Origin of the sequence: Amycolatopsis albispora (genome assembly GCF_003312875.1) — a bacterium.
Lineage (GTDB): Bacteria > Actinomycetota > Actinomycetes > Mycobacteriales > Pseudonocardiaceae > Amycolatopsis > Amycolatopsis albispora.
In genome coordinates, this window is sequence record NZ_CP015163.1 from 1,087,569 (window position 1) to 1,112,784 (window position 25,216).

Consider the following 25,216-nt stretch of genomic DNA (forward strand, 5'->3'; position numbering starts at 1 on the left):
CCCCCAGGCAGGTTAGGGGCTTTCGCTCGCCTGCTGCTCAGAGGTGGTGGAGGGCCCCGGAACCCGCCCGCCGATCACCCGGGCCGCTGGGCCGTTCGGAATTCGGAACGCCACTCACAGTGATGCCCCGGCACCAGCCGGTGCCGGGGCGGGCCACTTCCGAGGGGCCGGGGTTCACCCGGGCCGGTGGCCTACTCGCCGAACGTGAGCCGGAAGTCGGCGAGGTGCGCGCTCGGGCCGGGACGGCGGCCGGCCAGGAAGCCGAGCGGGCCGTCCGGGTTGAGGTTCCAGTTCGCCGACGCCAGGTGCGGGCGGCCGGTGGAGCGGACCGGCGTGTGCTTCAGCGCGCCGTCGAGTTCCTGGGCGATGCGGAACGCGGCGGGCGGCGCGAACGGCAGCCCGGCGCGCCGCGTGAACGCCGCGGTGGCGATCCAGCCGTCGTCCAGGCTCGCCGACGCGGTGAAGGTGCGGCCGTGCGTGAAGTCGAAGGCGGCGAGGTCCTTCGGAATGCCCCACAGCGCGCGCCCGCCAGCCAGCGACACCTCGCTGTCGACCCAGATGTCGGTGATCGTGCCGGTGGCGCGCAGGCCGCCGGAAGGAGCGCGGACCGCGACGGTGGCCAGCAGTTCGTGGTAGGACAGCCGGCCGGGCGGCTGGTAGTCCAGCCAGGCGGTGACCACCACCGCCCGCCCGGCGACCACCACCGGGCTCAGCCCGTCCGCCAGCGCGGGCAGCGCGTCCACCGGCACGCGCCAGGTGGTCAGGTACGCCTGACCGGCCAGGTTCCAGGGTTCGGGCGGGTATTCGCTCATTTCTCCGCCACCCACGGCAGGTAGGCGGGCACGTCCTCGGGCACACGCAGCTTGAACTCGGGCGGGCGCTTCTGCAGGAACGACAGCACGCCCTCGACCGCGTCCGGATTGCTCGACAGCCCGCCGATCAGTTTCGAGTCCACCTGGTGGACCGGGTACGGCGAGTCCGCGGCGGCCATCCGGTAGAGCAGCTGCCGGGTGACCGCCACCGAAACCGGCGCGGTGGTCTCGATCAGCTCGCGGGCGAGTTCGTAGGCCTTGTCCAGCAGTTCGTCCGGCTCGTGCAGGCGGTGGACCAGCCCGGCCCGGTGTGCCTCCTCGGCGCCGAACACGCGCCCGCTGATCATCCAGTCCATCGCGGTGCCCATGCCGACCAGCCGCGGCAGGAACCACGCCGACGCGCCCTCCGGGTAGATCCCGCGGCGGACGAAGACAAAGCCGAAGCGGGCGTCGGTGGAGGCGAGCCGGTAGTCGGCGGACAGCGTGATCGTCACGCCACCGCCGATGGCCGCGCCCCGGATCGCCGCGATCACCGGCTTGTTCATCTCGAACACGCGCTTGGAGCACCGGCCCGCCGGTTCCTGCCACTCGGGGTCGGGGCCCTTCTCGGCGTCGAAGTCGAAGCCGCCCTGGGAAAGGTCGGCCCCGACGGAGAAGTCGCCACCGGCGCCGGTCAGCACCACCACGCGCACCTGCTCGTCGCGGTCGGCTTCGTCGAAGGCGGCGCCCAGCTCGTCGGCCATCCGGATGGTGTAGCCGTTGCGTGCGGCCGGCCGGTTCAGCGTGATCGTCGCGATCCGGTCGCTGACCTCGTAGGTGATGTCGGTGTACGCCGAAGGTGACACAGGCGCTCCTTTGCTCCGCGTGCGACGAAGGTATGCCGTTCCCGGCTTACTGGCAAGCCGTCAACAAGCCGCCGAGGAACTCGCCCGCCCGGCGGGCCGCGGCTCGGCCTTCCGGCAGGTTCGAGAAGATCGGGAACACGTGCAACTGGCCCGGCCACACCTCCAGTTCGGTACGAGTGTGGCTGGCGGCGAACCGCTGTGCCTCGTCGAGCAGTGCCTCGGTGTCACCGACCTGGAGCAGGATCGGCGGCCAGCCGGACTTGTCCGCGGCGAGCACGTCGAGACGCGGGTGGCTCCACGGTGTGGTCCTCAGGTAGGCGTCGCGGCACAGGGCGGCGTAGGCGGGGGAGAGGAACGGGTCGCGCTGCTGTCCCCCGCCGGCTACGCCCTCACTGGCGGGGGTGCCCCCATTGTCGCGGCGTGCTGCCGACGCGACGGTCAGGTCGAGCCAGGGTGAGACGAGGTAGGCGCCCGCCGGCTGCGGCAGGTGCAGCCTGGCGAGGTCGCCGAGCAGGCAAGCGGTCAGGTGCCCGCCCGCCGAATCTCCGGCGACCAGCAGCTTCTCCGGCGGGTAGCCCTGAGCCAGCAGCAGCCGGTAGGCGTCGAGCGCGTCGTCGGCCGCGGCCGGGAACGGGTGCTCGGGCGCGCGGCGGTAGTCGAGCAGGAACACGGGCACGCCGGTCTGCTTGGACAGCCGGTAGGCGAAGGTGCGGTGCGACCGCGGCGAACCGAACACATACCCGCCGCCGTGCAGGTAAAGCAGCGCGCCGCGGTTCGCGTCGGCGCCGGGCGCGCGCATCCACACCCCGCGCACGCGGCCGTAGCGGGCAGGCCAGGCCCTGGCGCCGCGGGGGAGCCGGGTCAGCCCGGCGCTGTCAGCGATCCGGCGGATTCCGCGCAGCTGGTAACCCCGCGGGGCGGCGCGGTCGGCGAGCGGGCGGACCCGGGTGGCGAAGGCGGTGCGGAGGCGAACACTTTCCGGACTGGGCGTGTCTCGCGGCATGCGCGTCACCCTAGCCAGGCGCGGTCCGGGCGGACGCAAAACAATCATGCAAGCTTGATTTTTCTGCGGCCCGGTGTCAGGCTCGGCCGCAGGGGCTCGTCGCTGAGGAGGTGCCACCGTGGCGGATGTGGGCGCGATCCTGCGGGATCTCGCGGCCGAGAGCGCGGAACTGGACGACGTGGTCGCCGCGCTGCCGGAAGCGGACTGGGCCCGGCCGACACCGGCCGATGGCTGGACGATCGCGCACCAGATCGCCCACCTGGCCTGGACCGACGACAAGGCGCTGATCGCGGTGCGCACCCCGGAGCGGTTCGCCGCCGAGGTGGAGAAAGCGTTCGCCTCCGGCGGCAAGGACGTGGACGAGGGCGCCGAAGAAGGCGCCGCCGCGCCACCCGCGGAACTGCTCGCGCGCTGGCGGTTGGGTCGCGAGGAACTGGCTCGCGCGCTCGCCGAAGTGCCCGACGGGCAGAAGGTGCCGTGGTACGGCCCGCCGATGAGCGCCGCATCTATGGTCACCGCGCGCCTGATGGAGACCTGGGCGCACGCGCAGGACGTGTTCGACGCGCTCGGGCTGCGTAGGGAACCAACGGACCGGTTGTGGCACATCGCGAGGTTCGGTGTACGCACCCGCGACTTCGCCTACACCATCAACTCCCGCACGCCGCCCGCCGGGCAGTTCCGCGTGGAGCTGACCGCGCCGGACGGTTCGACCTGGGCGTTCGGGCCGGAGGACGCCGCGGAGCGCGTCACCGGCAGCGCGCTCGGCTTTGTCATGGTGGTCACCCAGCGGCGGCACCCGGCCGACACCGACCTGCGCGCCGAGGGCGAGGAAGCGCGGACGTGGCTCACCTTCGCGCAGGCGTTCGCGGGCCTGCCGGGTTCCGGCCGCAAGGAGGGGCAGTTCGAGTGAGCGCACCGATCCGCATCGGCAACGCCTCCGGTTTCTACGGCGACCGCTTCGCCGCGGTCCGCGAGCTGCTCACCGGTGGCCCGCTGGACGTGCTGACCGGCGACTACCTGGCCGAGCTGACCATGCTCATCCTCGGCCGCGACCTGCTCAAGGACCCAGATCGCGGGTACGCCAAGACCTTCCTGCGGCAGATGGCGGAAAACCTGGCGCTGGCCAAGGAACGCGGCGTCAAGGTGGTCACCAACGCGGGCGGGCTGAACCCCGCCGGGCTGGCCGCCGCGCTGCGCGAGCTGGCCGCGAAGTCCGAGGTGGACGTTTCGATCGCGCACGTGGAGGGCGACGACCTGCGGCACCGGGCCGAGGAGCTGGGCTTCGGGAACCCGTTGACCGCCAACGCCTATCTCGGCGCGTGGGGCATCGCGGAATGCCTGGACGCGGGTGCCGACGTGGTGGTCACCGGCCGGGTCACCGACGCCTCCCTGGTGGTCGGCCCGGCCGCCGCGCACTTCGGCTGGGCGCGCGACGACTACGACCGGCTCGCGGGCGCGGTCGCCGCCGGGCACGTCATCGAATGCGGGGCGCAGGCCACCGGCGGCAACTACGCCTTCTTCACCCAGCACGACGTTGCCTATCCCGGCTTCCCGATCGCGGAGGTCCGCGAAGACGGCAGCAGCGTGATCACCAAGCACGAAGGCACCGGCGGCGTGGTCACCACCGGCACGGTCACCGCGCAGCTGCTGTACGAGATCACCGGCGCGCGCTACGCCGGTCCTGACGTCACCACGCGGTTCGACAGTTTGACGTTGACGCAGGACGGGCCGGACCGCGTGCGGATCAGCGGCGTGACCGGCGAGCCACCACCGCCGACGCTGAAGGTCTGCCTCAACGCGCTCGGCGGCTTCCGCAACGAAACCACCTTCGTGCTCACCGGTCTCGACATCGAGGCGAAGGCCGCGCTGGTGCGCGAGCAGCTCACCGAGGCACTCAACGCGAAGCCGCCGGAGAAGGTGCGCTGGACGCTGGCCAGGACGGATCGGCCGGACGCCGACACCGAACAGACCGCGAGCGCGCTGCTGCACGTGGCCGTCACCGATCCGGATCCGAAGGTGGCCGGGCGCGCGTTCAGCCAGGCCGCGATCGAGCTGGCGCTGGCCAGCTACCCCGGTTTCCACGTCACCGCACCACCTTCGGACGCCGCGCCGTACGGTGTCTACCGGGCGTCCTATGTGGACGCAACGGAAGTGCCGCACGTCGCGGTGGTCGGCGAATCGCGCATCGACGTGGCACCCGCGGCCGAGACGCTCGAACTGGCCGACCTGCCCGATCCCGAACTGCCGGAACCACTTCCGGACGGGCCCACGCGGCGCGCGCCACTCGGAGCGGTGCTCGGCGCGCGCAGCGGGGACAAGGGCGGCGACGCGAACGTCGGCGTCTGGGCGAGGACCGACGAGGGCTGGCGATGGCTCGCGCACACGCTGACCGTGGCCGAATTCCAGCGGCTGCTGCCGGAAACCGCGGAATTGTCGGTGCGGCGTTTTATGCTGCCCAACCTGCGAGCGGTCAACTTCGTGGTGACCGGGATCCTCGGTCAGGGGGTCGCTTCGCAGGCCAGGTTCGATCCACAGGCCAAGGCGCTCGGCGAGTGGCTGCGCGGCCGGTACGCCGAGATCCCGGAGGTGTTGTTGTGAGCGATCCGTTCGCCACGCCGGAGCGGAACGCGCTCCGCGAAACGGTGCGCGGCTTCATGAAGACCGAGGTGCTGCCCCACCTCGGTCAGTGGGAGCGCGACGGTGAGCTGCCCAGGGAACTGCACCGCAAGGCCGGGGCGCTCGGGCTGCTCGGGGTCGCCTTCGACGAGAAGGCCGGTGGCGCGGGCGGGGACTTCCTCGACGCGATGACGGTCACCGAGGAGATGCACTACGCGGGCGCGTCCGGCGGGTTGATCGCGTCCTTGTTCACCTGCGGCATCGCGGTACCGCACATCGCGGCCGCCGGTGACGAGGCGCAGCTGGCGAAGTGGGTGCGCCCGACGCTGGCCGGGGAGCTGATCGGCGCGCTCGCGGTCACCGAGCCGGACGGCGGGTCCGACGTCGCGGGCATCCGCACCACCGCCCGTCGCCAGGGTGACCACTACGTAGTCAACGGCGCCAAGACGTTCATCACTTCGGGGTGCCGCGCGGATTTTGTCACCACCGTCGTGCGCACCGGAGGTGAGGGCGCGCACGGGTTGTCGCTGCTGGTGGTCGAGCGCGGCACGCCGGGTTTCACCGTCGGGCGCAAGCTGGCCAAGATGGGCTGGCACTGCTCGGACACCGCCGAACTGTCCTATGCAGACGTCCGGGTGCCGGTGGAGAACCTGGTCGGGCCGGAGAACTCCGGGTTCGCGCAGGTGGCCACCCAGTTCGTCGCGGAACGGCTTTCGCTGGCGGTGCAGGGGTACGCGCACGCGCAGCGGGCGCTGGACCTGACGCTCGAGTGGTGCCGGCTGCGGGAGACCTTCGGCCGCCCGCTGATCTCACGCCAGCTGGTGCAGCACAAGCTCGCCGAGATGGCGCGCAAGATCGACGTGGCCAGGACGTACACCCGCCAGATCGGAGTGCGTCACGTGGCGGGCGAAGAGGTGATCGCCGAAGCCTGCTTTGCCAAGAACACCGCCGTGGAGACCGCCGAATGGGTGGTCAACGAGGCCGTGCAGCTGCACGGCGGCCTCGGCTACCTGAGCGAGACCGAGGTGGAGCGCCACTACCGCGACGTCCGCATCCTGGGCATCGGCGGTGGCACCAACGAGATCCTCGCCGGGCTGGCCGCCAAACGATTGGGATACACCGCATGACCACCTTGAGGTCCACAGTGGACAGCCGGGGCGCCGAGTTCGCCGCCAACCGGGAGGCGATGCTGGCCAAGCTCGCCGAGCTGGAGGCCGAGCAGGCCAAGGCCGTCGCCGGTGGCGGCGAGAAGTACGTCGAGCGGCACCGCAAGCGTGGCAAGCTGCTGGCCAGGGAGCGGGTCGAGCTGCTGCTCGACGAGGACTCGGCCTTCCTCGAGCTGTCCCCGCTGGCCGCCTGGGGCTCGGACTACCAGGTCGGCGCCAGCCTGGTCACCGGCATCGGCGTGGTCGAGGGCGTGGAGTGCATGATCTGCGCCAGCGATCCCACGGTGAAGGGTGGCGCGAGCAATCCGTGGACGGCCAAGAAGTCCTACCGGGCCGCCGACATCGCGGCGCAGAACCGGCTGCCGACGATCAACCTGGTCGAGTCCGGCGGCGCGGACCTGCCGACGCAGAAGGAGATCTTCATCCCCGGCGGGCGGATCTTCCGCGACCTGACCAGGTCGTCGGCCGCCGGGGTGCCGACCGTGGCGCTGGTCTTCGGCAACTCCACCGCCGGTGGTGCCTACCTGCCCGGCATGTCCGACCACGTGGTGATGGTCAAGGAGCGCGCCAAGGTGTTCCTCGGCGGGCCGCCGCTGGTGAAGATGGCCACCGGCGAGGAGTCCGACGACGAATCGCTCGGTGGTGCCGAGATGCACGCGCGGACCTCCGGCCTGGCCGACTACCTCGCCGAGGACGAGCAGGACGCGATCCGCATCGGGCGGCGCATCGTGCGCCGCCTCAACTGGCACAAGCAGGGCCCGGCACCGAAACCGGACTACGCCGAGCCGCTGCACGACCCGGAAGACCTGCTCGGCATCGTGCCGGCCGACCTGAAGGTGCCGTTCGACCCTCGCGAGGTGATCGCCAGGGTGGTCGACGGCTCGGACTTCGACGAGTTCAAGCCGCTCTACGGCTCGAGCCTGGTCACCGGCTGGGCGCAGGTGCACGGCTACCCGGTGGGCATCCTGGCCAACGCACGCGGCGTGCTGTTCTCCGAGGAGTCGCAGAAGGCGGCCCAGTTCATCCAGCTGGCCAACCAGACCGACACGCCGCTGCTGTTCCTGCACAACACCACCGGCTACATGGTCGGCAAGGAGTACGAGCAGGGCGGCATCATCAAGCACGGCGCGATGATGATCAACGCGGTGTCGAACTCGCGGGTGCCGCACATCTCGGTGCTGATCGGCGCCTCCTACGGCGCCGGGCACTACGGCATGTGCGGGCGTGCCTATGACCCGCGGTTCCTGTTCGCCTGGCCCAGCGCGAAGTCGGCGGTGATGGGCCCGGCGCAGCTGGCCGGGGTGCTGTCCATCGTGGCGCGGCAGGCCGCGGCGAGCCGGGGGCAGGAGTACAACGAGGAGCACGACGCCGCCATGCGCGCCATGGTGGAGGGGCAGATCGAGGCGGAGTCGCTGCCGATGTTCCTCTCCGGCATGCTCTACGACGACGGCATCATCGATCCACGGGACACCCGCACGGTGCTCGGGCTCAGCCTGTCGGCGATCCACAATGGACCGATCAGCGGCGCCGGTGGCTTCGGCGTCTTCCGGATGTGAGTGATGATCGAGAAACTGCTAGTCGCCAACCGCGGGGAAATCGCCCGCCGGGTGTTCCGCAGCTGCCGTGACGCCGGGATCGGCACGGTGGCGGTGTTCTCCGACGCCGACGCCGAAGCCCCGCACACCACCGAGGCCGACGCCGCGGTGCGCCTGCCGGGCAACGCGCCGTCGGACACCTACCTGCGCGCGGACCTGCTGATCGAGGCCGCGGCGAAGGCCGGTGCCGACGCGGTCCACCCCGGTTACGGCTTCCTGTCGGAGAACGCGGCGTTCGCGCGCGCGGTCATCGACGCCGGGCTGACCTGGGTCGGGCCGCCGCCGGAGGCCATCGAGACGATGGGCTCGAAGGTCGAGTCGAAGCGGCTGATGGCCGCGGCCGGGGTGCCGGTGCTCGCCGAGCTGGATCCCGGCGAGGTCACCGAGGCCGATTTCCCGTTGCTGGTCAAGGCTTCCGCCGGGGGCGGCGGGCGCGGCATGCGTGTGGTCCGCGCGCCGGGCGACCTGGCGGCGGCGGTGGAGAGCGCCCGCGCCGAAGCCGGTTCGGCCTTCGGCGATCCGACGGTGTTCTGCGAGCGCTACCTGGAAACCGGGCGGCACATCGAGGTGCAGGTGCTCGCCGACGGGCACGGCACGGTCTGGGCGCTGGGGGAGCGGGAATGCTCCATCCAGCGGCGTCACCAGAAGGTGGTCGAGGAGGCGCCGTCGCCGCTGGTCGGCGCGGCCATGCGCGAGGAGCTGTTCGAGGCGGCCCGCAAGGCGGCCAAGGCGATCGGTTACGTCGGCGCGGGCACGGTCGAGTTCCTCGCCGGTGCCGACGGCCGGTTCTACTTCCTGGAGATGAACACCCGGCTGCAGGTGGAGCACCCGGTCACCGAATGCGTCACCGGGGAGGACCTGGTCGCCCGGCAGCTGCGGATCGCCGAGGGCGCCGTGCTGCCGGTCGATCCTCCACAGTGGACAGGGCACGCCATCGAGGTCCGCCTGTACGCGGAGGACCCGGCGGCGGACTGGCAGCCGCAGAGCGGCACGCTGCACCGGTTCGCCGTGCCGGGCGTGGACGCGGAGTTCCGCATCCCGGCGGGGTTCGGGCTGCGGCTGGATTCCGGGGTGATCGACGGTTCGGTGGTCGGCGTGCACTACGACCCGATGCTGGCCAAGGTGATCGCCTGGGGCCCCGACCGGACGTCGGCGGCGCGGCGGCTCGCCGCCGCGCTGGCCGGTACGCACATCCACGGCGTGCGCACCAACCGCGACCTGCTGGTGAACGTGTTGCGGCACCCGGCTTTCCTCGCCGGGGAGACCGACACCGCCTTCTTCACCACGCACGGGCTGGACACGCTGTCCCAGCCGCTGGCGTCACCGGAAACCACGCGCACCGCCACGCTCGTCGCCGCGCTGGCGGGAGCGTCGGCGAACCGGCGCGCCGCGACCGTGCAGGGCCGGTTGCCCGGCGGCTGGCGGAACGTGCGCTCGTCCCCGCAGCACAAGCGCTTCGCCTCCGGTGACACCGAGTTCGACGTGCGGTACGTGCTCGACCGCGCCGGGCTGCGGGCCGACGACCATCCCGGCGTGGAACTCGTTGCCGCACACCAGGATCGGGTGGTGCTGGAGATCGACGGGGTGCGCCGCGAGTTCTCGGTGGCCCGCTACGGCGACCGCGTGTACGTCGATTCCGTGCTCGGGCCGGTGGTGCTGGACGTGGTGCCGCGCTTCGCCGACCCGTCCGCCGCGCTGGCCGCGGGCTCGCTGGTCGCGCCGATGCCGGGCACCGTGGTCCGGCTGGCCGTCGCCGCGGGCGACGAGGTCGAGGCGGGCGCGCCCTTGCTGTGGCTGGAAGCGATGAAGATGGAGCACAAGATCGCCGCGCCCGCCGCGGGCGTGGTCGCCGAACTCCCCGTCGAAGTGGGGCAGCAGGTCGAGCTGGGCACCGTGCTCGCGGTGGTGCAGGACAAGGAGTCTTGAGATGAGCATGAACTTCACCGAGCCGGAGGAGCGGATCGCCCTGCGCAAGGCGGTGCGTGAACTGGGCAAGAGCTACGGCCACGAGTACTACCTGGGCAAGGCGCGCTCGGGCGGCAAGACCAAGGAGCTGTGGGACGAGGCCGGGCGGCTCGGTTACCTCGGCGTGGCCGTGCCGGAGGAGTTCGGCGGTGGTGGCGCGGGCATCGGCGATCTCGCCGCGGTCTGCGAGGAACTGTGCGCCACCGGCACCCCGCTGCTGCTGATGGTGGTGTCCCCGGCGATCTGCGCCACGGTGATCGCGCGCTACGGCACCGAGGACCAGAAGAAGAAGTGGCTGCCCGGGTTCGCCACCGGGCAGGTGCGGATGGCCTTCGCCATCACCGAGCCCGACGCCGGGTCCAACTCGCACCGGATCACCACCACCGCGCAGCGCGACGGCGGTGGCTGGATCCTCAACGGCCGCAAGGTTTTCATCTCCGGCGTGGACGAGGCCGACGCGGTGCTGGTGGTCGGCCGCACCGAGGACGCCAAGACCGGCAAGCTCAAGCCCGCGTTGTTCATCGTGCCCACGGACACGCCGGGGTTCGAGTACCGCGAAATCGACATGGACCTGGTGTCCGCGGATAAGCAGTTCGGGCTGTTCCTGGACAACGTGAAGCTGCCCGGTGACGCGCTGGTCGGTGAGGAGGACGCGGCGATCGCGCAGCTGTTCGCCGGGCTCAACCCGGAACGCATCATGGGCGCGTCGTTCTCGCTCGGCATCGCCCGGTACGCGCTGGACAAGGGCGTGGCGTACGCGAAGGAGCGCCAGGTGTGGGGCACGCCGATCGGCACCCACCAGGGGCTCGCGCACCCGCTCGCCCAGGTGAAGATCGAGCTGGAGCTGGCCAAGCTGATGACCCAGAAGGCCGCCACGCTCTACGACGCCGGGGACGACTTCGGGGCCGGGGAGGCGGCGAACATGGCCAAGTACGCCGGCGCCGAGGTCGCCATCCGCGCGGTCGACCAGGCCGTGCAGACCCACGGCGGCAACGGCCTGGCCTCGGAATACGGCCTCGGCACGCTGCTCGCCGCGGTCCGGCTGGGCCGGATCGCGCCGGTGAGCCGGGAGATCGTGCTCAACTTCGTCGGGCAGCACTCGCTCGGCCTGCCCAAGTCCTACTGAGAGGGTTTTCCCGCCATGGCGACACTTTCCGGCAAGACGATCATCATGTCCGGTGGCAGCCGGGGCATCGGTGAGGCGATCGCGCTGCGCGCGGCCGCCGACGGCGCGAACGTGGCGCTGATCGCGAAGACCACCGAACCGCACCCGAAGCTGCCCGGCACCATCCACACCGCGGCCGAGGCGATCGAGAAGGCGGGCGGGCAGGCGCTGCCGATCGTCGGCGACATCCGCGACGACGAAGCGGTGGCCGCCGCGGTCGAGCAGACCGTCGAGCGGTTCGGCGGCATCGACATCGTGGTGAACAACGCCAGCGCGATCGACCTGACGCCGACCGAGCAGATCGGCATGAAGCGCTACGACCTGATGCAGGACATCAACGCGCGCGGCTCGTTCCTGCTGTCGAAGCTGGCGATCCCGCACCTGCGCAAGGCGGAGAACCCGCACGTGCTCACGCTTTCGCCGCCGATCAGCCTGGACCCGAAGTGGTTCGAGGCCGGGCACCTGGCCTACAGCATCGCGAAGTACAGCATGAGCCTGGTGACCGTCGGCCTGGCCGCGGAACTGCGCGGGGACGGCATCGCGGCGAACTCGCTGTGGCCGCGCACCACCATCGACACCGCGGCGATCCGGAACGTGGTCGGCGCGGAACTGGCCAACCGCTCCCGCACCCCGGAAATCATGGCCGACGCGGCGCACGCGATCCTGGTCCGGCCGAGCCGGGAGACCACCGGGAACTTCTTCCTCGACGACGAGGTGCTCGCCGCCGAAGGCGTCACGGACTTCTCGAAGTACCGCATCGCCGGTGAGGAAGCCGACCTCCAGCTCGACTTCTGGGTCGAGCCGGCCTGAGCCGCCATGCGCGAACCACAACAGGAACGAAGCCGGACCACGCGGCGGCGGCTGGTCGAAGCCGCCGTCGAGTGCCTGGCCGCGCGGGGCTGGCACGGCACCACCGTGGCGATGGTCGCCGAGCAGGCGGGGGTCTCGCGAGGCGCCGCGCAGCACCACTTCCCGACGCGCGAGGACCTGGTGGTCGCCGCGGTCGCGCAGGTGGGGGAGGAGCAGTTGGCCGAGCTGCGCAAGCAGGTGGAACTGCTGCCGGGCGGCACGTCACGCAGCGAAGCGGTGGCCGAGATGCTGCTGAACCTCTACACCGGCCCGATGTTCCGCGCGGCCCTGCAGCTGTGGGTCGCGGCTTCCACTGATTCGAAGCTGCTCGCGGTGCTCGCGCCACTGGAGGCGCGGGTCGGCCGCGAGGCGCACCGGGTGGCGCTGGAACTGCTGGGCGCGGACGAATCCCGGCCGGGGGTCCGGGAAACCGTGCAGGCCACGCTGGACCTGGCGCGGGGCTTGGGTTTGGCGAACCTGCTCACCGACGACACCCGGCGACGGCGCCGGATCGTGCGGCAGTGGGCGCGGATGCTGGAGCCCGCACTGGCCGGCACACTCCCCGAACCGATGGGAACCCGGTTCTTGTGAAGTTCGTCTCAACTACTGGCTAACGCTTTCGGAGCAACGTCCGATAGCCAAGTAACAGAGGGTTACTTATCAAGGGGGACAGTCCGATGTCCGAGCAAAGTGACGAACTGAGTCATCGCGCGCTGGCCATGCTGCGAGCCGTGGCCGAACGCCGCGCGATGATGTCCGGCAGCTGCGAGCCGGACCTGTTCATCGACGGTTTTGCCTGCTGCGACCAGGTCACCGCACACGCCCTGGCCCGCGCCGGCTACCTACGCCCCGCCGAAGCCCCCGCCCGCCCAGGTGCCCGGGTGCGCGCGGAGCTGACTCCCGCAGGCTGGGCCGCCGTCGGCGTGGTCGCCGCCGCCTGACCCCCTCGCCACACTTCGGCTCACCCGGGCTCACTCGGACTCAGGTTCAGCGGACGCTCGTTCAGCCGAGCTAACCCGGGCTCTGGCTCTGGCTCTGGCGAGCCCAGCCGGGTTCAGTTCGGGCTCGGATTCGGACGGGAGCAGCCTCACTCTGGCCTAGCCGGGCCCAGTGAGGCTCCGGCGCTGGCGGGCTCCGGCGGACTTCAGGCTCGGCGGGCTCAGCCGCGGAAGTTGCGGGTGAGGAACTCGGCGGCCTTGAAAGCGCCACCGCATGAATCGTTGGTCCAGAACCGCGCGCCCTTTCTCGACTCGTAGCCGATGACGATGACGAAGTTCGGTGCGGCGCCCAGGGTCACCTGGCACTTGTCCGGGAGGGCCGGGTTGGTCTCGATCAGGACCGGCAGCCCGGACACGGACATCTCGTCGAGGGTTCGCCGCCCGAATTCGAAGGCCTTGGCGGCGGATTCCTCCCGCACGCTCACCGAGAACTGCGCCGTTCGCTCCGTCCAGACGCAGTACCCGGTCCCCGCGTGCCAGGGCTGATGCCACTCCTCTTCCGTGGCGATGTAGTTCAGCGTCACCTGCTGGGCGGGGGTGAACGCCCGGCACGGATCCTCCCTGAGCCCGCCCACGTTCAAGCCCACCGCCGGTATCGGCACCGGCGCGCCGAGCACCACGGGCGTCGGCGGCTCGGGCTGCGGCGCTTCGGGCTTCGGACTGCAGGCGGCCAGCACCACCGCGGCCAACAATCCCGCTGCCGCGCTGATGTGGGCGCGTGTCACCTGGTTCCTCCCCTGAATCCTGGCTTGCTGATGGTAGCGGAGCGTGCTCGTTGCGTATCCGGTTTCGTCCGATTGACCGAGTGATTCCGGGGCGAACAGTGGTTTCCTTGACGAGGTGGAGGGGGAGCGGACCCAGTCCGGCTGGGGGCCGTTCGGGGTGCTCGCGATCGCCCGCTGGCGGCTGTGGCGGTTGCCCGACCGGTTTCTCGTCGGCTACGTGCTCGCGGTCGACCTGACCGCGCTGACCGGCGCGGCGGCGGCCTTCCACGCGCTGCCCGTGCCCGCCCGCGACTGGCGCCCGTTCTGGATCCTGCTCGCCTGCTGCGTGGTCTACGTCGAGGTGTCCCGCTCGATCGACCGCAGCCGCGCGGATTTCCTCGACGGCCCCCACATCGACCTCAACTCGGTCTGGATGTTCGCCGCGGCGCTCCTGCTGCACCCCGGGCTGGCCGCGGTGGTCATCTCGGTGTCGTTCGCCTACCGCTGGCTGCGGGTGCGCCACCGCCCGGTCTACCGGCAGACCTTCAGCGCCGCCGCCTCGATCGTGTCGGCCTACCTGGCGAACCTGGTGCCGTTCGCGCCGCAGGAGTTCGCCATCTTCGGCGCCGCGCTGATCTACGGGCTGAGCAACACCGCGCTGATCACCTTCGCGGTGTACCGCAGCAGGCCCGGCAGCAGGCTGCGCGAGGCGATGTTCACCCCGGCCGACTACGCGCTGGAAGCGGCGACCATCGCGCTCGGCGTGCTGCTGGCCTGGGCGCTGGTGGACTGGCCGCCGGTGCTGGTGCTCATCATGGGGGTGACCCTGGTGCTGCACCGGAGCACGCTGGTGCAGCAGTTCCGCGAACAGGCCGGTGCCGACGGGAAAACCGGGCTGCTGAACGCGGCGAAGTGGACCGAGGTGGCCACCGGCGAACTCGCCCGCGGGCGGCGGCGCGGGCTGCCGTCGAGCGTGCTGATGGTGGACCTCGACCACTTCAAGGCGATCAACGACCGGCACGGCCACCTCACCGGCGACCAGGTGCTGCGGGCGGTGGCCGCCGCGCTGCGGGCCGAGGTGCGCGCCGCGGACGTGCTCGGCCGGTTCGGCGGCGAGGAGTTCGCGATCCTGCTGCCGGGCACCAACCGGTTCGACGCGGTCACCATCGCCGAGCGCATCCGGCGCCGGGTCGGCCAGGTGCTGGTTCCGGTGCCCGGCGGGGAAATCGGCATCACCGCCTCGATCGGCGTGGCCGCGCAACCACGGGACGGGCACACGCTGGAGTCGCTGCTCGCCGCGGCGGACCGGGCGTTGTACGTGGCCAAGGACGCGGGCCGCGACCGCGTGCGCACCATGCCGTAAATGCGTTAGACGACCGTGATGGCGTCCAGTTTTTCCTTCAGGTAAGCCGAAGCGACCACCTCGGGATAGCTGGTGCGGCCCAGCGGCGGTGCCAGCGAGGTGATCCGCGCGTCGTGGTCGGTCTCGTAGAAGAAGATCAGGGAGACCAGGTCCTCGTCGGGGGCGTCGGCGGCAGGCGGCAGGACGCGGTGGCGGGTCGAGCGCCAGCGGTCACCGGTCCAGCGTGCCATCAGGTCCCCGATGTTCACGGTGAACGCCGCCGGGTCGAACGGCGCGTCCTCCCACCGCCCGCCCGCGGTGCAGACCTGGAGCCCCCCGACCCCGGCCTGGCGGTCCAGCACGGTCACCGTGCCGAAATCGGTGTGCGGGCCGATGCGGAACTGGCCGGGCTCCGGCGTGCCCACCGCGGTCAGCGGCGGATACCAGTTGATGTTCATCGTGTACGTCGGGTGCCGCGTGTGCGCGGTGAAGTGCGCCGCGTCGAGGCCGAGTGCGACGGCGAACAGGGTGAGCAGGTCGTCCGACACCCGGCGCATCTCGGCGAGGTACGCCGTGACCGTCCTTTCCAGACCGGGCACCTCGGCCGGGAAAACGTTGCGCTGGAACCAGAACGAGTCGACCGCCGGATCGCCGACACCGGTGTCCGCACCGACCGAAAAGGACTCTTTGAGATCCGGCGGGGTGGCGGTGCCCTCGGCGTACCCGTTCGCCTCCACCCCGGGCGGCAGCCAGCCGCGGCCGCCGACGGTCACCGCGTACCGCTGCTTCACCGCCGGCGGCAGGGCGAAGAACTCCCGCGCCAGCCGCCGGGTTTCCGCCCGCAGCCCCGGATCGACACCGTGGCCGGTGATCAGCAGGAAACCGGAGTCCTGCAGGGCTTCGTCGACGCGGCGGGCCACGGCGGCCCGTTCACCGCGGTACCACGGGTCCAGGTCGATCAGCGGTACGGCACCCATGCTCAGTCCTTCCCGATGTCCTCGAACCACAGCTCCGGCCGCGCCGCGATGAACTCCCGCATCAGCGCCACGCAGGCCGGATCGCCGAGCACGCTGATCGCCACCCCGTGCTCGGCGAGCCAGTCGTGCCCGCCGTGGAAGGTCTCCGCCTCGCCGATCACCACCCGGCCGATGCCGAACTGGCGGACCAGCCCCGAGCAGTACCAGCACGGCGAAAGCGTGGTCACCATGACCGTGTCGCGGTAGTGCGGGCGGCGTCCCGCGGCGCGGAACGCCGCCGTCTCGGCGTGCATCGAGGGGTCATCGTCCTGGACGCGCCGGTTGTGCCCGCGGCCGAGCAGCTCCCCGTCCGCGGTGAACAACGCCGCCCCGATCGGCACGCCGCCCTCGTCCCGGCCGAGGATCGCCTCTTCCCGCGCGATGGCCAGCATGCTCTTGTCGTCCATGAGCCCAGCCTATTGCGCTTCTCCCCGCAACGAGCCGAAGAACGCCCGGATGTCCGCCGCGAGCAGGTCCGGTGCCTCCATCGCGGCGAAGTGCCCGCCGCGGTCGTACTCGGCCCAGTGCACCACGGTGTGCTCCAGTTCCACGGTCCGCCGGATCGACACGTCGTGCGGGAACACCGCGACCCCGGTCGGCACGGCCGACTTCTCCGCCGCCGCCCAGGCCCCGGCGTGCGCGGTCTCGTAGTACAGCCGGGACGACGACGCGGCGGTGCCGGTCAGCCAGTAGAGCATCACGTTGGTCAGCAGCCGGTCGCGATCGACCGCCTTCTCGGGCAGTTCCGCCGCCGGATCGGTCCATTCGTGGAACTTCTCCACGATCCAGGCGAGCTGGCCCGCTGGCGAGTCGGTGAGGCCGAACGCCAGCGTCTGCGGCCTGCTGATCTGGATCATCGCGTAGCCGGACTGCTCGGTTTCGAGATACCGCAACCGCTCCACGCGTGCCTGCTCGGCTTCGGTCAGCTCCGCTCCGGGGTCCACCGGCGTGAACGCGGTCAGCCCGTTGCAGTGCACGCCGATGACCCGATCGGGGACCAGCCGGGCGACCTCCGGCGAGACGATCGCACCGGTGTCCCCGCCCTGCACGCCGAACCGCTCGTACCCGAGCCGGTCCATCAGCTCGACCCAGGCACGCGCGATCCGGGGCGAGTTCCAGCCGCTCTCGGTGGTCGGCCCGGACAGCCCGAACCCCGGCAGCGACGGGATGACCAGGTGGAACTCGCCGGTCAGCAGCTCGATCAGGTCCAGGAACTCGACGATCGAACCGGGCCAGCCGTGGGTGAGCAGCAGCGGGGTCGCCTCCGCCGAAGCCGAGCGCACGTGCAGGAAGTGCACCCGCTGCCCGTCGATCTCGGTGGTGAACTGCGGGTATGCGTTCAGCTCCCGCTCGGCCGCGCGCCAGTCGTAGCCCGTGCGCCAGTACTCGGCCAGCTCACGCAGGTAGCTCACCGGCACGCCTTGGGCCCAGCCGACGCCGGGCAGTTCGTCGGGCCAGCGGGTCTGCGCGAGCCGGGCACGCAGGTCGTCGAGGGCGGATTCGGGGAAGTTCACGCGGAAGGGCTTGATCTCTTCGCTCATGGTCACCAAGCTAGGAGTCATTCAGGACAGGGTGAGTCCTCGATGGGAGATCGGGTGAAAACCTCGGCGAGATTGCTGCGCGTGCTCGCGTTGCTGCAGGCACGTCGCGAGTGGGCGGGCGCCGATCTCGCCGCGCGCCTCGAAGTGGACGTGCGGACCGTGCGCCGCGACGTGGATCGCTTGCGGGAACTGGGTTATCCGGTGCATTCGACGCCCGGCGTCGCGGGCGGCTACCGGCTCGGCCCCGGGGCGGCGCTGCCCCCGTTGCTGCTGGACGACGAAGAGGCCGTCGCGGTGGCGGTCGGCCTGAGCACCGCGGCGGGCGGCACGGTGACCGGCATCGAGGAAACCTCGGTGCGGGCGCTGATGAAGCTCGAACAGGTGCTGCCCGTGCGGTTGCGTCATCGCGTGGACTCGCTCCGCTCGGTGACCCTGCCGCTCGGCGGTGGTGTGTCGGCGGTCGATCCGGCCCGGCTGACCACGATCGCGGCCGCCTGCCGTGACACCGAGCGGCTGCGGTTCGCCTACGCGTCCGGGGACGGCGCCGCCACCGAACGCCGGGTCGAGCCGCTGAAGCTCGCCTGCACGGGGCGCCGCTGGTACCTGCTCGCGTGGGACGTGGACAAGGCGGCGTGGCGGACCTTCCGCGTCGACCGGATCACCGACGAACCGCGCATCGCGGGCCGGTTCACTCCGCGTGAGCCGCCCGCCGCGGATCTCGGCGCGTATCTCACGCGGCAGCTGTCCACCGCGCCCTACCGGTACCACTGCCGGGTGAAGCTGCACGCGCCCGCGAGCCGGATCAGCGAACTGGTCGGCGCGGCGATCGGTGCGGTCGAGCCGATCGACGAGCACACCTGCCGCCTGCACGCCGGGGGCGCGCGGATCCAGGAAATCCCGTTCTACCTGGCCAGATTCGGCTGCGACTTCGAGGTGGAGGACCCGCCGGAGCTGGTCGCGCACGTGCGCGAGCTGGCCGCGCGGTTCGCCCGGGCTGGATGACCGACCGCTTAGTATGTCATCCTGGGCGCGTGCGCACCCCTCGTCAGCCCGCCTTGGCGCCCAGCATGTTGAGCACCAGGCCGGCGTACTCGCGCCCGAGCGCGGCGGGTGACTTGCGCATGCGGTCGCTGTACCAGCGCGCCACGTCCACGCCGAGCGACAGCACCGCCCTGGCGGCGGTGCGCGGCTCCGGCACGTCGAACTCGCCCGCCTCCACGCCCTCGGTGATCAGCTCGCGGACCAGCTGCTCGATGCGCCGCCGCAGCCGCCCGACCTCCTCGTACTCCGCCTCCGGCAGCGCCTGCAGCTCGTACTGCACGACCCTGGCCACGGTGTGCCGCCGCGCGTGCCAGGCCACGAAGTCCTCGACCAGCGCGGTCATCTTCGCCGTGGCCGGTTCCGGCCGGGCCACCACGCGCTCGACCAGCTGCAGCGTCTGCTCGTGGCCGTACTTGCTGATCGCGAACAGCAGCGCCGCCTTCGACGGGAAGTGCACGTACAGCGCGGCCGGGCTCATCCCGGCGCGGCCGGCGATGTCCCGGGTGGTGGTGGCGTGGAAACCGCGGCGGGCGAAGGACTCGACCCCGGCCAGCATCAGCCGCCTGGCCGCGTCGGGCTGCACGTCCGGCCACAGCTCGGTCGAGAGTTCGGCCGGCACCGCGCCGCTCGGCTCGCTCATCGCGGCACACCTCCCCGATCCTGGCGGGCTTGACAGGCGGCCCGCCGCTGCACAGTGTAAGCGAGCGCTTAGCTCGGGCTTCAGCCATCAAGGAGAACGACCACGATGAACTCGTTGAAGGACCGCGTCGCGATCGTCACCGGCGCGAGCCGGGGCATCGGCCTCGGCATCGCCCGCACCCTCGTCGACCGGGGCGCCAAGGTGGTCATCACCGCGCGCAAGCCGGAACCGCTGGCCGAGGCGGTCGCCGAACTGGGCGGGCCGGACCACGCGGTCGCCGTGCCCGGCAAGGCCGACGACGCGGCGCACCAGGCCGAGACCGTCGCCAAGGCGGTGGAGACCTTCGGCAGCCTCGACATGCTGGTCAACAACACCGGCATCAATCCGGTCTACGGGCCGACGCTGGACATCGAAGCCGAAGCGGCGGCGAAGATCCTCGCGGTCAACGTGCTGGCGCCGCTGGCCTGGACGCGCCAGGCGCGTGACGCGTGGATGGGCGAGCACGGCGGGTCGGTGGTCAACGTGGCTTCGGTCGCCGGGCTCGGCGCGTCGCCGGGCATCGGCATGTACGGCATCAGCAAGGCCGCGCTGATCCGGCTGACCGTGGAACTCGGTGCGGAGCTGGGGCCGGGCATCCGGGTCAACGCGGTCGCGCCGGCGGTGGTCAAGACCAAGTTCGCCACGGCGCTGTACGAAGGCCGTGAGGAGGAGGTTTCGGCCGCGTACCCGATGAAGCGGCTCGGCGTGCCCGACGACATCGCGAGCGCGGTGGCCTTCCTGCTCTCCGACGAAGCGAGCTGGATCACCGGGCAGACCATGGTGCTCGACGGCGGCCGCACGCTGGTCGGTGGCCTGTGACCGTGGGGCTCGTGGGGCTCGAGGGCGCCGGGATCGTCGTCACCGGCGGCGGCGCCGGCATCGGCGCGGCGATGGCGCGCCGGTTCCACGCCGAAGGCGCCCGGGTGGTGGTCGCCGATCTCGACGGTGACGCGGCCGCCGCGGTGGCGGAGGAGATCGGCGGGACCGCGGTCGCCGGGGACGCCGCCGGGGTCGAGGGTGTGGAGCGGCTGCTCGCCCGGTCACGCGAGGTGCTCGGCGAGATCGATGTTTTCTGCGCCAACGCGGGCATCGCGCCGCTCGGCGGGGCGGACAGCCCCGAGGAGGTGTGGGCACGTACCTGGGACGTCAACGTGATGGCCCACGTCCGGGCGGCGAACGCGCTGCTGCCGGAGTGGCTCGACCGCGGGCGCGGCCGGTTCGTCGCGACGGTGTCCGCGGCCGGGATCCTGACCAGCCTGGGCTCGGCGCCGTATTCGGTGACCAAGCACGGCGCGCTGGCGTTCGCCGAATGGCTCAGCGCCACCTACCGCCACCGCGGCATCGACGTGCACGCGGTGTGCCCGCAGGGCGTGCGCACGAACATGCTGGCCAACACCGGGAAAGGCGGTCAGCTGCTGATGGGCGCGTCGGCGATCGAGCCGGAGCAGGTGGTGGACGCGCTGCTCGAAGCCATTGCCGAGAAGCGGTTCCTGGTGCTGCCGCACCCGGAGGTCGCCGACTACTACGCCGCGCGCGCCACGCAGACCGATCGGTGGCTGGGCGGGATGAACAAGCTGCAGCGGAAGGTCGAAGCGCTCGGGGAGTGAGATGACCGGGGAGTGGCAGGCCGAGGTTGACGAGATCGCCCGGCGGCGCGAGCTGGCCCACCGCATGGGCGGCGAGGCGAAAGTCGCCCGCCAGCACGCGGCCGGGCGGCTCACCGTGCGCGAGCGGATCGAGGCACTGGCCGATCCGGGCAGCTTTGACGAGATCGGCGTGCTCGCCGGGTTCGGTCAGTACACATCGGACGGTGAACTGGCGTCGTTCACCCCGGCCAACTTCGTGGTCGGCACGGCCAGGCTGGACGGGCGCCGGGTGGCGCTCGGTGCGGACGACTTCACCGTGCGCGGTGGCGCGGCCGACGCCGCGATCGCCGGGAAGCAGGTGCTCGCCGAGCGGTTGGCCGGTGAGCTCGGCATGCCGCTGGTCCGCCTGATCGAGGGCACCGGTGGCGGTGGGAGCGTGAAGTCGCTGGAGGACTCCGGCTTCACCTATGTGCCCGCCAATCCCGGCTGGGATCTGGTGGTGGACAACCTTTCCGCGGTGCCGGTGGTCTCGGCCTGCCTCGGGCCGGTGGCCGGGCTGGGCGCGGCTCGGGCGGTGATGTCGCACCTTTGTGTGCTGGTCGAGGGCATCGGGCAGCTGTTCGTGGCCGGGCCGCCGCTGGTGCGGCACGCCACCGGCGAGGATCTGTCCAAAGAGGAACTCGGTGGCGCCGCGGTGCACCGGCGCAGTGGTGCGGTCGAGCGGATCGTGGGCAGTGAGGCCGAAGCCTTCGCCGTGATCAAGGCGTTCCTGTCGTATCTGCCGTCCAATGTGGATTCTTTGCCACCGGTGGTGCCGTCGCCGGACGATCCGGCGCGGGCGGACGAGGTGCTGCTTTCGCTGGTACCGCGCAACCGGCGCAAGCCGTACCGCCTGCGGCCGCTGCTGGACGCGGTGTTCGACGCCGGTTCGGTGTTCGACTACGCGTGCTACGGCGGTTCGGCCTACACCGGCCTCGCGCGGCTGGACGGCCATCCCGTCGGCGTGCTCGCCACCGACCCGTACCGCGGCGTCACGCTGACCGCGGAGGGCGCCGACGCGGTCACCCGGCTGGTCGACCTGTGCGAGACCTTCCACCTGCCGCTGGTCAGCCTGACCGACCAGGCGGGCATGGTGATCGGCTCGGCGGGGGAGCAGCGCGGCTCGATCCGCCGTGGCGCGCGGGCGATCACCGCCGTGTACCAGGCGCGGGTGCCGTCGGCCGAGGTGATCGTGCGGCGGGTGTTCGGCGTGGGCGGCGCCGGGATCACCAACCGGCACCGGCTGGTCCGCCGCTGGGCGTGGCCGTCGGGTGACTGGGGTTCGCTGCCGGTCGAGGGCGGGATCGAGGCCGCGTACCGCGCGGAACTGGAGGCGGCGGAGAACCCGGAGCGACTGCTGGCGGAGATCCGCGAACGGCTGGACGCGGTGCGCTCGCCGTTCCGCACGGCCGAGCGGTTCGGCGTGGAGGACGTGATCGACCCCCGCGAAACCCGTGCGCGGCTGTGCGACTGGGTGACCGACGCCTACCGGGTGCTGCCGAAACTGCTCGGCCGCCCGTCGTTCGGCATGCGGCCGTGAGGTAGCTGTCGCATTTCCGCTAGCGTGACGTCGCGGGCGCGGCGATGCTGGTGCGGTGCGAGAGGTACACGAGGACACCGAGCGGTGCGTGCGGGCCGTGCGGTCGAAGGACGCCCGGTTCGACGGCTGGTTCTTCACCGCCGTGCTGACCACGCGGATCTACTGCCGTCCCAGCTGCCCGGTGGTCCCGCCCAAGGCCGAGAACATGCGCTTCCTGCCCAGCGCGGCGGCCGCGCAGCAGGCCGGGTTCCGCGCGTGCAAGCGCTGCCGCCCCGACGCGAGCCCCGGTTCGCCGCGCTGGAACGAGCGGGCCGACCTGGTGGCCAGGGCGATGCGCCTGATCGCCGACGGCGTGGTCGACCGCGACGGCGTCGACGGGCTCGCGCGCCGGCTCGGCTACAGCGTCCGCCAGGTGCAGCGGCAGCTGCTCGCCGAACTCGGCGCCGGGCCGCTGGCGCTGGCCAGGGCGCAGCGAGCGCAGACCGCGCGGCTGCTGATCGAAACCAGCGCGCTGCCGATGAGCGAGGTCGCGCTGGCGGCCGGGTTCGCCAGCCTGCGCACGTTCAACGACACCGTGCGCGAGGTCTTCGCGATGTCACCGACCGAACTGCGCCGCCGGGCCGGGAACGGCGGACCGGCGTCGGGCTCGCTTTCCCTCCGGCTGCCGTTCCGCACCCCGCTGTACGCCGACAGCCTGTTCGCGACACTCGCCACCGAAGCGCTGCCGGGTGTGGAGGAGTGGCGTGACGGCGCGTACCGGCGGACGCTGCGCCTGCCGCACGGCCCGGCGATCGTGTCGCTGCGGCCGATGCCGGGTCACATAGCGGCGGAGTTGTCACTGGCCGACCTGCGTGACCTGCACACCGCGATCAACCGCTGCCGCCGCCTGCTCGATCTCGACGCCGATCCCGTCGCGGTCGACGCACTGCTGGCCGAGGACCCCGCCCTCGCTCCGCTCGTCGCCGCGTACCCCGGTCGCCGGGTGCCGCGCACGGTGGACGGCGCCGAGTTCGCGCTGCGGGCGTTCGCGGGGGAGAAGGCGGCGGAACTGGTGGCGAAGCACGGCGACCCGGTCGCCGATCCCGGCGGCGGGCTTTCGTTGCTCTTCCCGGAACCCGCGGCGCTGGTCGACGAGGAACCGGTCGCCGAACTGGCCCGGGCATTGGCCGAGGGTGAACTCGAACTCGGCGCGGGCAGCGACTGGACGCGGGCCAGGGCGCGGCTGGCCGCCCTCGATCCGGCCAAGGTGGAGCTGATCGCGATGCGCGCGCTGGGTGATCCGGACGCCTTCCCGTGCGCGGGGGACGGCAGGCGATGGCGCCCGTGGCGGGCCTACGCCGCACAACATCTCGAAAACGCTGGAAGGGAAAGGGAAATCGCATGAGGGCCCACACGGTGGTGGACAGCCCCGTCGGCAAGCTGACGCTGGTGGCCGAAGGTGACCGGCTGGCCGGTGTCTACATGGAACAGCAGCGGCACCTGCCGCCGGAGGAAACCTTCGGCGTGCGTGACGAGACGCCGTTCGCCGAGACCACGCGCCAGCTCGACGAGTACTTCGCCGGGCAGCGCCGGGAGTTCGCTCTCCCGCTGCACTTCGACGGGACCGAGTTCCAGCGTTCGGTGTGGATGGAGCTGTCGCGGATTCCGTACGGGGAAACGGTTTCCTACGCCGAACTGGCGGCGAGGATCGGCAAACCGACGGCGGTGCGCGCGGTGGGCGCGGCCAACGGGCGCAACCCGATCAGCATCATCGTGCCGTGCCACCGGGTGATCGGCAGCGGCGGCAGCCTCACCGGGTACGGCGGTGGGCTGCCGCGCAAGCAGTTCCTGCTCGCCTTCGAAGGGGTGCCGGGTCAGCTTTCGCTGGGGTAGGGCGGAAACGCGGGCGGGCGGCGCTCGGTCCAGCTGGCCACGCCCTCGGCGAGTTCCGGGTGGCCGAAGGACTCGACCATCAGCGCGGTGGCGCGCCGCGCGGACTCGGCCAGCGGCAGCGCCGCCTCCACGCGCAGTTGCTCCTTGATCAACGCCATCGACCGGGGCGCGCTGTAGGTGGCGAGTTCGCGCGCGTACGCCGTCGCCGCGGTGAGCAGTTCCTCCGGCGGCACGACCTCCTGCACCAGTCCGTAGTCCAGCGCCTGTTCGGCGGTGAACGTGCGGCCCGAGAGCAGGAGGTCCAGCGCGCGGCCGCGGCCGACGAGTTCCGGCAGCAGCTTGGCGATGCCGTATTCGGCGATCAGCCCGCGCCGCACGAACGCGGTGGTGAACTTCGCGCCCGACGCCGCGAACCGGACGTCGGCGGCGCAGGCGACCACAAAACCGAGCCCGGCGCAGCCGCCGTTGATCGCGGCGACCACCGGTTTCGCCACGGTCGCGGCGGCGAGCACGTCGGCGTGGCCACCGTCGTCAGCGGCCACCTCCTCGTCGGCCACGCCGGTGGCGCCGATGCCCGCGAGCGCGTCGAGATCGGCGCCAGGGCAGAACGAGCGGCCGTCGCCGGTGACCACCACCGCGCGCACGGCCGGATCCCGTTCGGCTTCCCGCAGGGTCCGGCCGTAGCGCGTGCGCATGGCCGGGTCCATCGCGTTGTGCCGTTCGGGGCGCTCGAAGGTGAGCGTGGCGACGCCGCTCGACACGGCGTACCGCAGGCCGTCGGCCAGGGTGGTTCCGGACATCGGGCGCCTCCTGGTGTGCTCATGTCCTTGGGACAGCTACAG

At 71.7% G+C, this 25,216-nt stretch carries 25 protein-coding genes; 16 read left to right on the forward strand and 9 right to left on the reverse strand.

The genetic code is table 11. The annotated features are described in order from the left end of the window. Positions 1-191 precede the first annotated feature (191 nt). The 3 genes from A4R43_RS05265 to A4R43_RS05275 are packed head-to-tail and all read right to left on the reverse strand — an operon-like array spanning position 192 to position 2,660. Entirely contained in the window at positions 192-812 is a 621-nt protein-coding gene (locus A4R43_RS05265) for an acetoacetate decarboxylase family protein (RefSeq protein WP_113691263.1), read from the reverse strand. Then, positions 809-1,657: an enoyl-CoA hydratase-related protein gene (locus tag A4R43_RS05270; RefSeq protein ID WP_113691264.1), complete on the reverse strand. Its 849-nt coding sequence runs from the start codon at positions 1,655-1,657 to the stop codon at positions 809-811. The genes A4R43_RS05265 and A4R43_RS05270 overlap by 4 nt, the downstream gene beginning before the upstream one ends. 46 nt (positions 1,658-1,703) lie before the next feature. Beyond that, complete coding sequence (locus tag A4R43_RS05275; protein WP_162788324.1) at positions 1,704-2,660, reverse strand: alpha/beta hydrolase; 957 nt, start codon at positions 2,658-2,660, stop codon at positions 1,704-1,706. Between the two features lie 118 nt (positions 2,661-2,778). Here A4R43_RS05275 and A4R43_RS05280 point away from each other — a divergent pair, with 118 nt between their 5' ends. The 9 genes from A4R43_RS05280 (at position 2,779) to A4R43_RS05320 (ending at position 12,957) form a co-directional block, all read left to right on the forward strand. Beyond that, positions 2,779-3,570: a TIGR03084 family metal-binding protein gene (locus tag A4R43_RS05280; RefSeq protein WP_113691266.1), complete on the forward strand. Its 792-nt coding sequence runs from the start codon at positions 2,779-2,781 to the stop codon at positions 3,568-3,570. Continuing rightward, a complete protein-coding gene (locus tag A4R43_RS05285; protein WP_113691267.1) occupies positions 3,567-5,258 on the forward strand; it encodes an acyclic terpene utilization AtuA family protein in 1,692 nt (563 codons plus the stop codon). Before A4R43_RS05280 ends, A4R43_RS05285 begins: the two co-directional genes overlap by 4 nt. Beyond that, positions 5,255-6,403 (forward strand): acyl-CoA dehydrogenase family protein, encoded by a 1,149-nt coding sequence (locus A4R43_RS05290; protein ID WP_113691268.1) that lies wholly within the window; start codon positions 5,255-5,257, stop codon positions 6,401-6,403. The genes A4R43_RS05285 and A4R43_RS05290 overlap by 4 nt, the downstream gene beginning before the upstream one ends. Further along, positions 6,400-7,998 carry an acyl-CoA carboxylase subunit beta gene (locus tag A4R43_RS05295; RefSeq protein ID WP_162788325.1) on the forward strand — a complete coding sequence of 533 codons (1,599 nt, stop codon included), beginning with the start codon at positions 6,400-6,402 and terminating at the stop codon, positions 7,996-7,998. Before A4R43_RS05290 ends, A4R43_RS05295 begins: the two co-directional genes overlap by 4 nt. 3 nt (positions 7,999-8,001) lie before the next feature. Beyond that, a complete protein-coding gene (locus A4R43_RS05300; protein WP_113697358.1) occupies positions 8,002-9,963 on the forward strand; it encodes an acetyl/propionyl/methylcrotonyl-CoA carboxylase subunit alpha in 1,962 nt (653 codons plus the stop codon). A 7-nt stretch (positions 9,964-9,970) separates the two neighbouring features. Continuing rightward, positions 9,971-11,128: an acyl-CoA dehydrogenase family protein gene (locus A4R43_RS05305; protein WP_113697359.1), complete on the forward strand. Its 1,158-nt coding sequence runs from the start codon at positions 9,971-9,973 to the stop codon at positions 11,126-11,128. A 15-nt stretch (positions 11,129-11,143) separates the two neighbouring features. Further along, positions 11,144-11,977, forward strand: coding sequence for an SDR family oxidoreductase (locus tag A4R43_RS05310; protein WP_113691270.1), 834 nt, complete (start codon positions 11,144-11,146; stop codon positions 11,975-11,977). A gap of 6 nt (positions 11,978-11,983) precedes the next feature. Then, entirely contained in the window at positions 11,984-12,607 is a 624-nt protein-coding gene (locus A4R43_RS05315; protein ID WP_113691271.1) for a TetR/AcrR family transcriptional regulator, read from the forward strand. Positions 12,608-12,693: 86 nt separating this feature from the next. After that, the gene (locus A4R43_RS05320; RefSeq protein WP_113691272.1) at positions 12,694-12,957 is read left to right on the forward strand and encodes a hypothetical protein; all 264 of its coding nucleotides are present in this window, start codon (positions 12,694-12,696) and stop codon (positions 12,955-12,957) included. A gap of 218 nt (positions 12,958-13,175) precedes the next feature. Here A4R43_RS05320 and A4R43_RS05325 read toward each other — a convergent pair whose 3' ends face one another. Continuing rightward, positions 13,176-13,694: a DUF3558 family protein gene (locus tag A4R43_RS05325; RefSeq protein ID WP_236809175.1), complete on the reverse strand. Its 519-nt coding sequence runs from the start codon at positions 13,692-13,694 to the stop codon at positions 13,176-13,178. 160 nt (positions 13,695-13,854) lie between these two features. Here A4R43_RS05325 and A4R43_RS05330 point away from each other — a divergent pair, with 160 nt between their 5' ends. After that, positions 13,855-15,081 (forward strand): GGDEF domain-containing protein, encoded by a 1,227-nt coding sequence (locus A4R43_RS05330; protein WP_236808783.1) that lies wholly within the window; start codon positions 13,855-13,857, stop codon positions 15,079-15,081. A 5-nt stretch (positions 15,082-15,086) separates the two neighbouring features. Here A4R43_RS05330 and A4R43_RS05335 read toward each other — a convergent pair whose 3' ends face one another. From A4R43_RS05335 to A4R43_RS05345, 3 genes are read right to left on the reverse strand one after another with little or no spacing between them, the layout of a single operon-like run. After that, positions 15,087-16,037 (reverse strand): isopenicillin N synthase family dioxygenase, encoded by a 951-nt coding sequence (locus tag A4R43_RS05335; RefSeq protein WP_113691274.1) that lies wholly within the window; start codon positions 16,035-16,037, stop codon positions 15,087-15,089. A gap of 2 nt (positions 16,038-16,039) precedes the next feature. Continuing rightward, positions 16,040-16,483: a nucleoside deaminase gene (locus A4R43_RS05340; RefSeq protein ID WP_113691275.1), complete on the reverse strand. Its 444-nt coding sequence runs from the start codon at positions 16,481-16,483 to the stop codon at positions 16,040-16,042. A 9-nt stretch (positions 16,484-16,492) separates the two neighbouring features. Further along, the gene (locus tag A4R43_RS05345) at positions 16,493-17,617 is read right to left on the reverse strand and encodes an epoxide hydrolase family protein (RefSeq protein ID WP_113697361.1); all 1,125 of its coding nucleotides are present in this window, start codon (positions 17,615-17,617) and stop codon (positions 16,493-16,495) included. A 42-nt stretch (positions 17,618-17,659) separates the two neighbouring features. Between A4R43_RS05345 and A4R43_RS05350 the strand changes: the two genes are divergently transcribed. Continuing rightward, entirely contained in the window at positions 17,660-18,619 is a 960-nt protein-coding gene (locus A4R43_RS05350; RefSeq protein WP_113691276.1) for a helix-turn-helix transcriptional regulator, read from the forward strand. A 43-nt stretch (positions 18,620-18,662) separates the two neighbouring features. Here the strand turns inward: A4R43_RS05350 and A4R43_RS05355 are convergent, their stop codons facing one another. Beyond that, a complete protein-coding gene (locus tag A4R43_RS05355) occupies positions 18,663-19,298 on the reverse strand; it encodes a TetR/AcrR family transcriptional regulator (protein WP_418190808.1) in 636 nt (211 codons plus the stop codon). A gap of 105 nt (positions 19,299-19,403) precedes the next feature. On the opposite strand from A4R43_RS05355, the gene A4R43_RS05360 reads away from it, so the two are divergent. The 5 genes from A4R43_RS05360 to A4R43_RS05380 all read left to right on the forward strand — a co-directional run bounded on the left by A4R43_RS05360 (position 19,404) and on the right by A4R43_RS05380 (position 24,374). Beyond that, complete coding sequence (locus A4R43_RS05360) at positions 19,404-20,156, forward strand: SDR family oxidoreductase (RefSeq protein WP_113691277.1); 753 nt, start codon at positions 19,404-19,406, stop codon at positions 20,154-20,156. A gap of 71 nt (positions 20,157-20,227) precedes the next feature. Then, positions 20,228-20,944 carry an SDR family oxidoreductase gene (locus A4R43_RS05365; protein ID WP_113697363.1) on the forward strand — a complete coding sequence of 239 codons (717 nt, stop codon included), beginning with the start codon at positions 20,228-20,230 and terminating at the stop codon, positions 20,942-20,944. 1 nt (position 20,945) lies between these two features. Next, positions 20,946-22,502 (forward strand): acyl-CoA carboxylase subunit beta, encoded by a 1,557-nt coding sequence (locus A4R43_RS05370; protein ID WP_113691278.1) that lies wholly within the window; start codon positions 20,946-20,948, stop codon positions 22,500-22,502. Positions 22,503-22,557: 55 nt separating this feature from the next. Further along, entirely contained in the window at positions 22,558-23,886 is a 1,329-nt protein-coding gene (locus A4R43_RS05375) for a bifunctional transcriptional activator/DNA repair enzyme AdaA (RefSeq protein WP_113691279.1), read from the forward strand. Further along, complete coding sequence (locus A4R43_RS05380) at positions 23,883-24,374, forward strand: methylated-DNA--[protein]-cysteine S-methyltransferase (protein ID WP_113691280.1); 492 nt, start codon at positions 23,883-23,885, stop codon at positions 24,372-24,374. Before A4R43_RS05375 ends, A4R43_RS05380 begins: the two co-directional genes overlap by 4 nt. On the opposite strand, the gene A4R43_RS05385 is transcribed toward A4R43_RS05380, so the two are convergent. Then, the gene (locus tag A4R43_RS05385) at positions 24,356-25,174 is read right to left on the reverse strand and encodes an enoyl-CoA hydratase-related protein (protein WP_113691281.1); all 819 of its coding nucleotides are present in this window, start codon (positions 25,172-25,174) and stop codon (positions 24,356-24,358) included. The genes A4R43_RS05380 and A4R43_RS05385 overlap by 19 nt on opposite strands. Positions 25,175-25,216: the final 42 nt, after the last annotated feature.

What these genes read in the sequence shown, in the direction of transcription:
- A4R43_RS05265 (WP_113691263.1), bottom strand. Translation starts at nt 812, where the DNA reads ATGAGCGAATACCCGCCCGAACCCTGGAACCTGGCCGGTCAGGCGTAC.
- A4R43_RS05275 (WP_162788324.1), bottom strand. Translation starts at nt 2,660, where the DNA reads ATGCCGCGAGACACGCCCAGTCCGGAAAGTGTTCGCCTCCGCACCGCC.
- A4R43_RS05295 (WP_162788325.1), top strand. Translation starts at nt 6,400, where the DNA reads ATGACCACCTTGAGGTCCACAGTGGACAGCCGGGGCGCCGAGTTCGCC.
- A4R43_RS05300 (WP_113697358.1), top strand. Translation starts at nt 8,002, where the DNA reads ATGATCGAGAAACTGCTAGTCGCCAACCGCGGGGAAATCGCCCGCCGG.
- A4R43_RS05305 (WP_113697359.1), top strand. Translation starts at nt 9,971, where the DNA reads ATGAACTTCACCGAGCCGGAGGAGCGGATCGCCCTGCGCAAGGCGGTG.
- A4R43_RS05310 (WP_113691270.1), top strand. Translation starts at nt 11,144, where the DNA reads ATGGCGACACTTTCCGGCAAGACGATCATCATGTCCGGTGGCAGCCGG.
- A4R43_RS05315 (WP_113691271.1), top strand. Translation starts at nt 11,984, where the DNA reads ATGCGCGAACCACAACAGGAACGAAGCCGGACCACGCGGCGGCGGCTG.
- A4R43_RS05320 (WP_113691272.1), top strand. Translation starts at nt 12,694, where the DNA reads ATGTCCGAGCAAAGTGACGAACTGAGTCATCGCGCGCTGGCCATGCTG.
- A4R43_RS05335 (WP_113691274.1), bottom strand. Translation starts at nt 16,037, where the DNA reads ATGGGTGCCGTACCGCTGATCGACCTGGACCCGTGGTACCGCGGTGAA.
- A4R43_RS05340 (WP_113691275.1), bottom strand. Translation starts at nt 16,483, where the DNA reads ATGGACGACAAGAGCATGCTGGCCATCGCGCGGGAAGAGGCGATCCTC.
- A4R43_RS05345 (WP_113697361.1), bottom strand. Translation starts at nt 17,617, where the DNA reads ATGAGCGAAGAGATCAAGCCCTTCCGCGTGAACTTCCCCGAATCCGCC.
- A4R43_RS05350 (WP_113691276.1), top strand. Translation starts at nt 17,660, where the DNA reads ATGGGAGATCGGGTGAAAACCTCGGCGAGATTGCTGCGCGTGCTCGCG.
- A4R43_RS05355 (WP_418190808.1), bottom strand. Translation starts at nt 19,298, where the DNA reads ATGAGCGAGCCGAGCGGCGCGGTGCCGGCCGAACTCTCGACCGAGCTG.
- A4R43_RS05360 (WP_113691277.1), top strand. Translation starts at nt 19,404, where the DNA reads ATGAACTCGTTGAAGGACCGCGTCGCGATCGTCACCGGCGCGAGCCGG.
- A4R43_RS05365 (WP_113697363.1), top strand. Translation starts at nt 20,228, where the DNA reads ATGGCGCGCCGGTTCCACGCCGAAGGCGCCCGGGTGGTGGTCGCCGAT.
- A4R43_RS05370 (WP_113691278.1), top strand. Translation starts at nt 20,946, where the DNA reads ATGACCGGGGAGTGGCAGGCCGAGGTTGACGAGATCGCCCGGCGGCGC.
- A4R43_RS05380 (WP_113691280.1), top strand. Translation starts at nt 23,883, where the DNA reads ATGAGGGCCCACACGGTGGTGGACAGCCCCGTCGGCAAGCTGACGCTG.
- A4R43_RS05385 (WP_113691281.1), bottom strand. Translation starts at nt 25,174, where the DNA reads ATGTCCGGAACCACCCTGGCCGACGGCCTGCGGTACGCCGTGTCGAGC.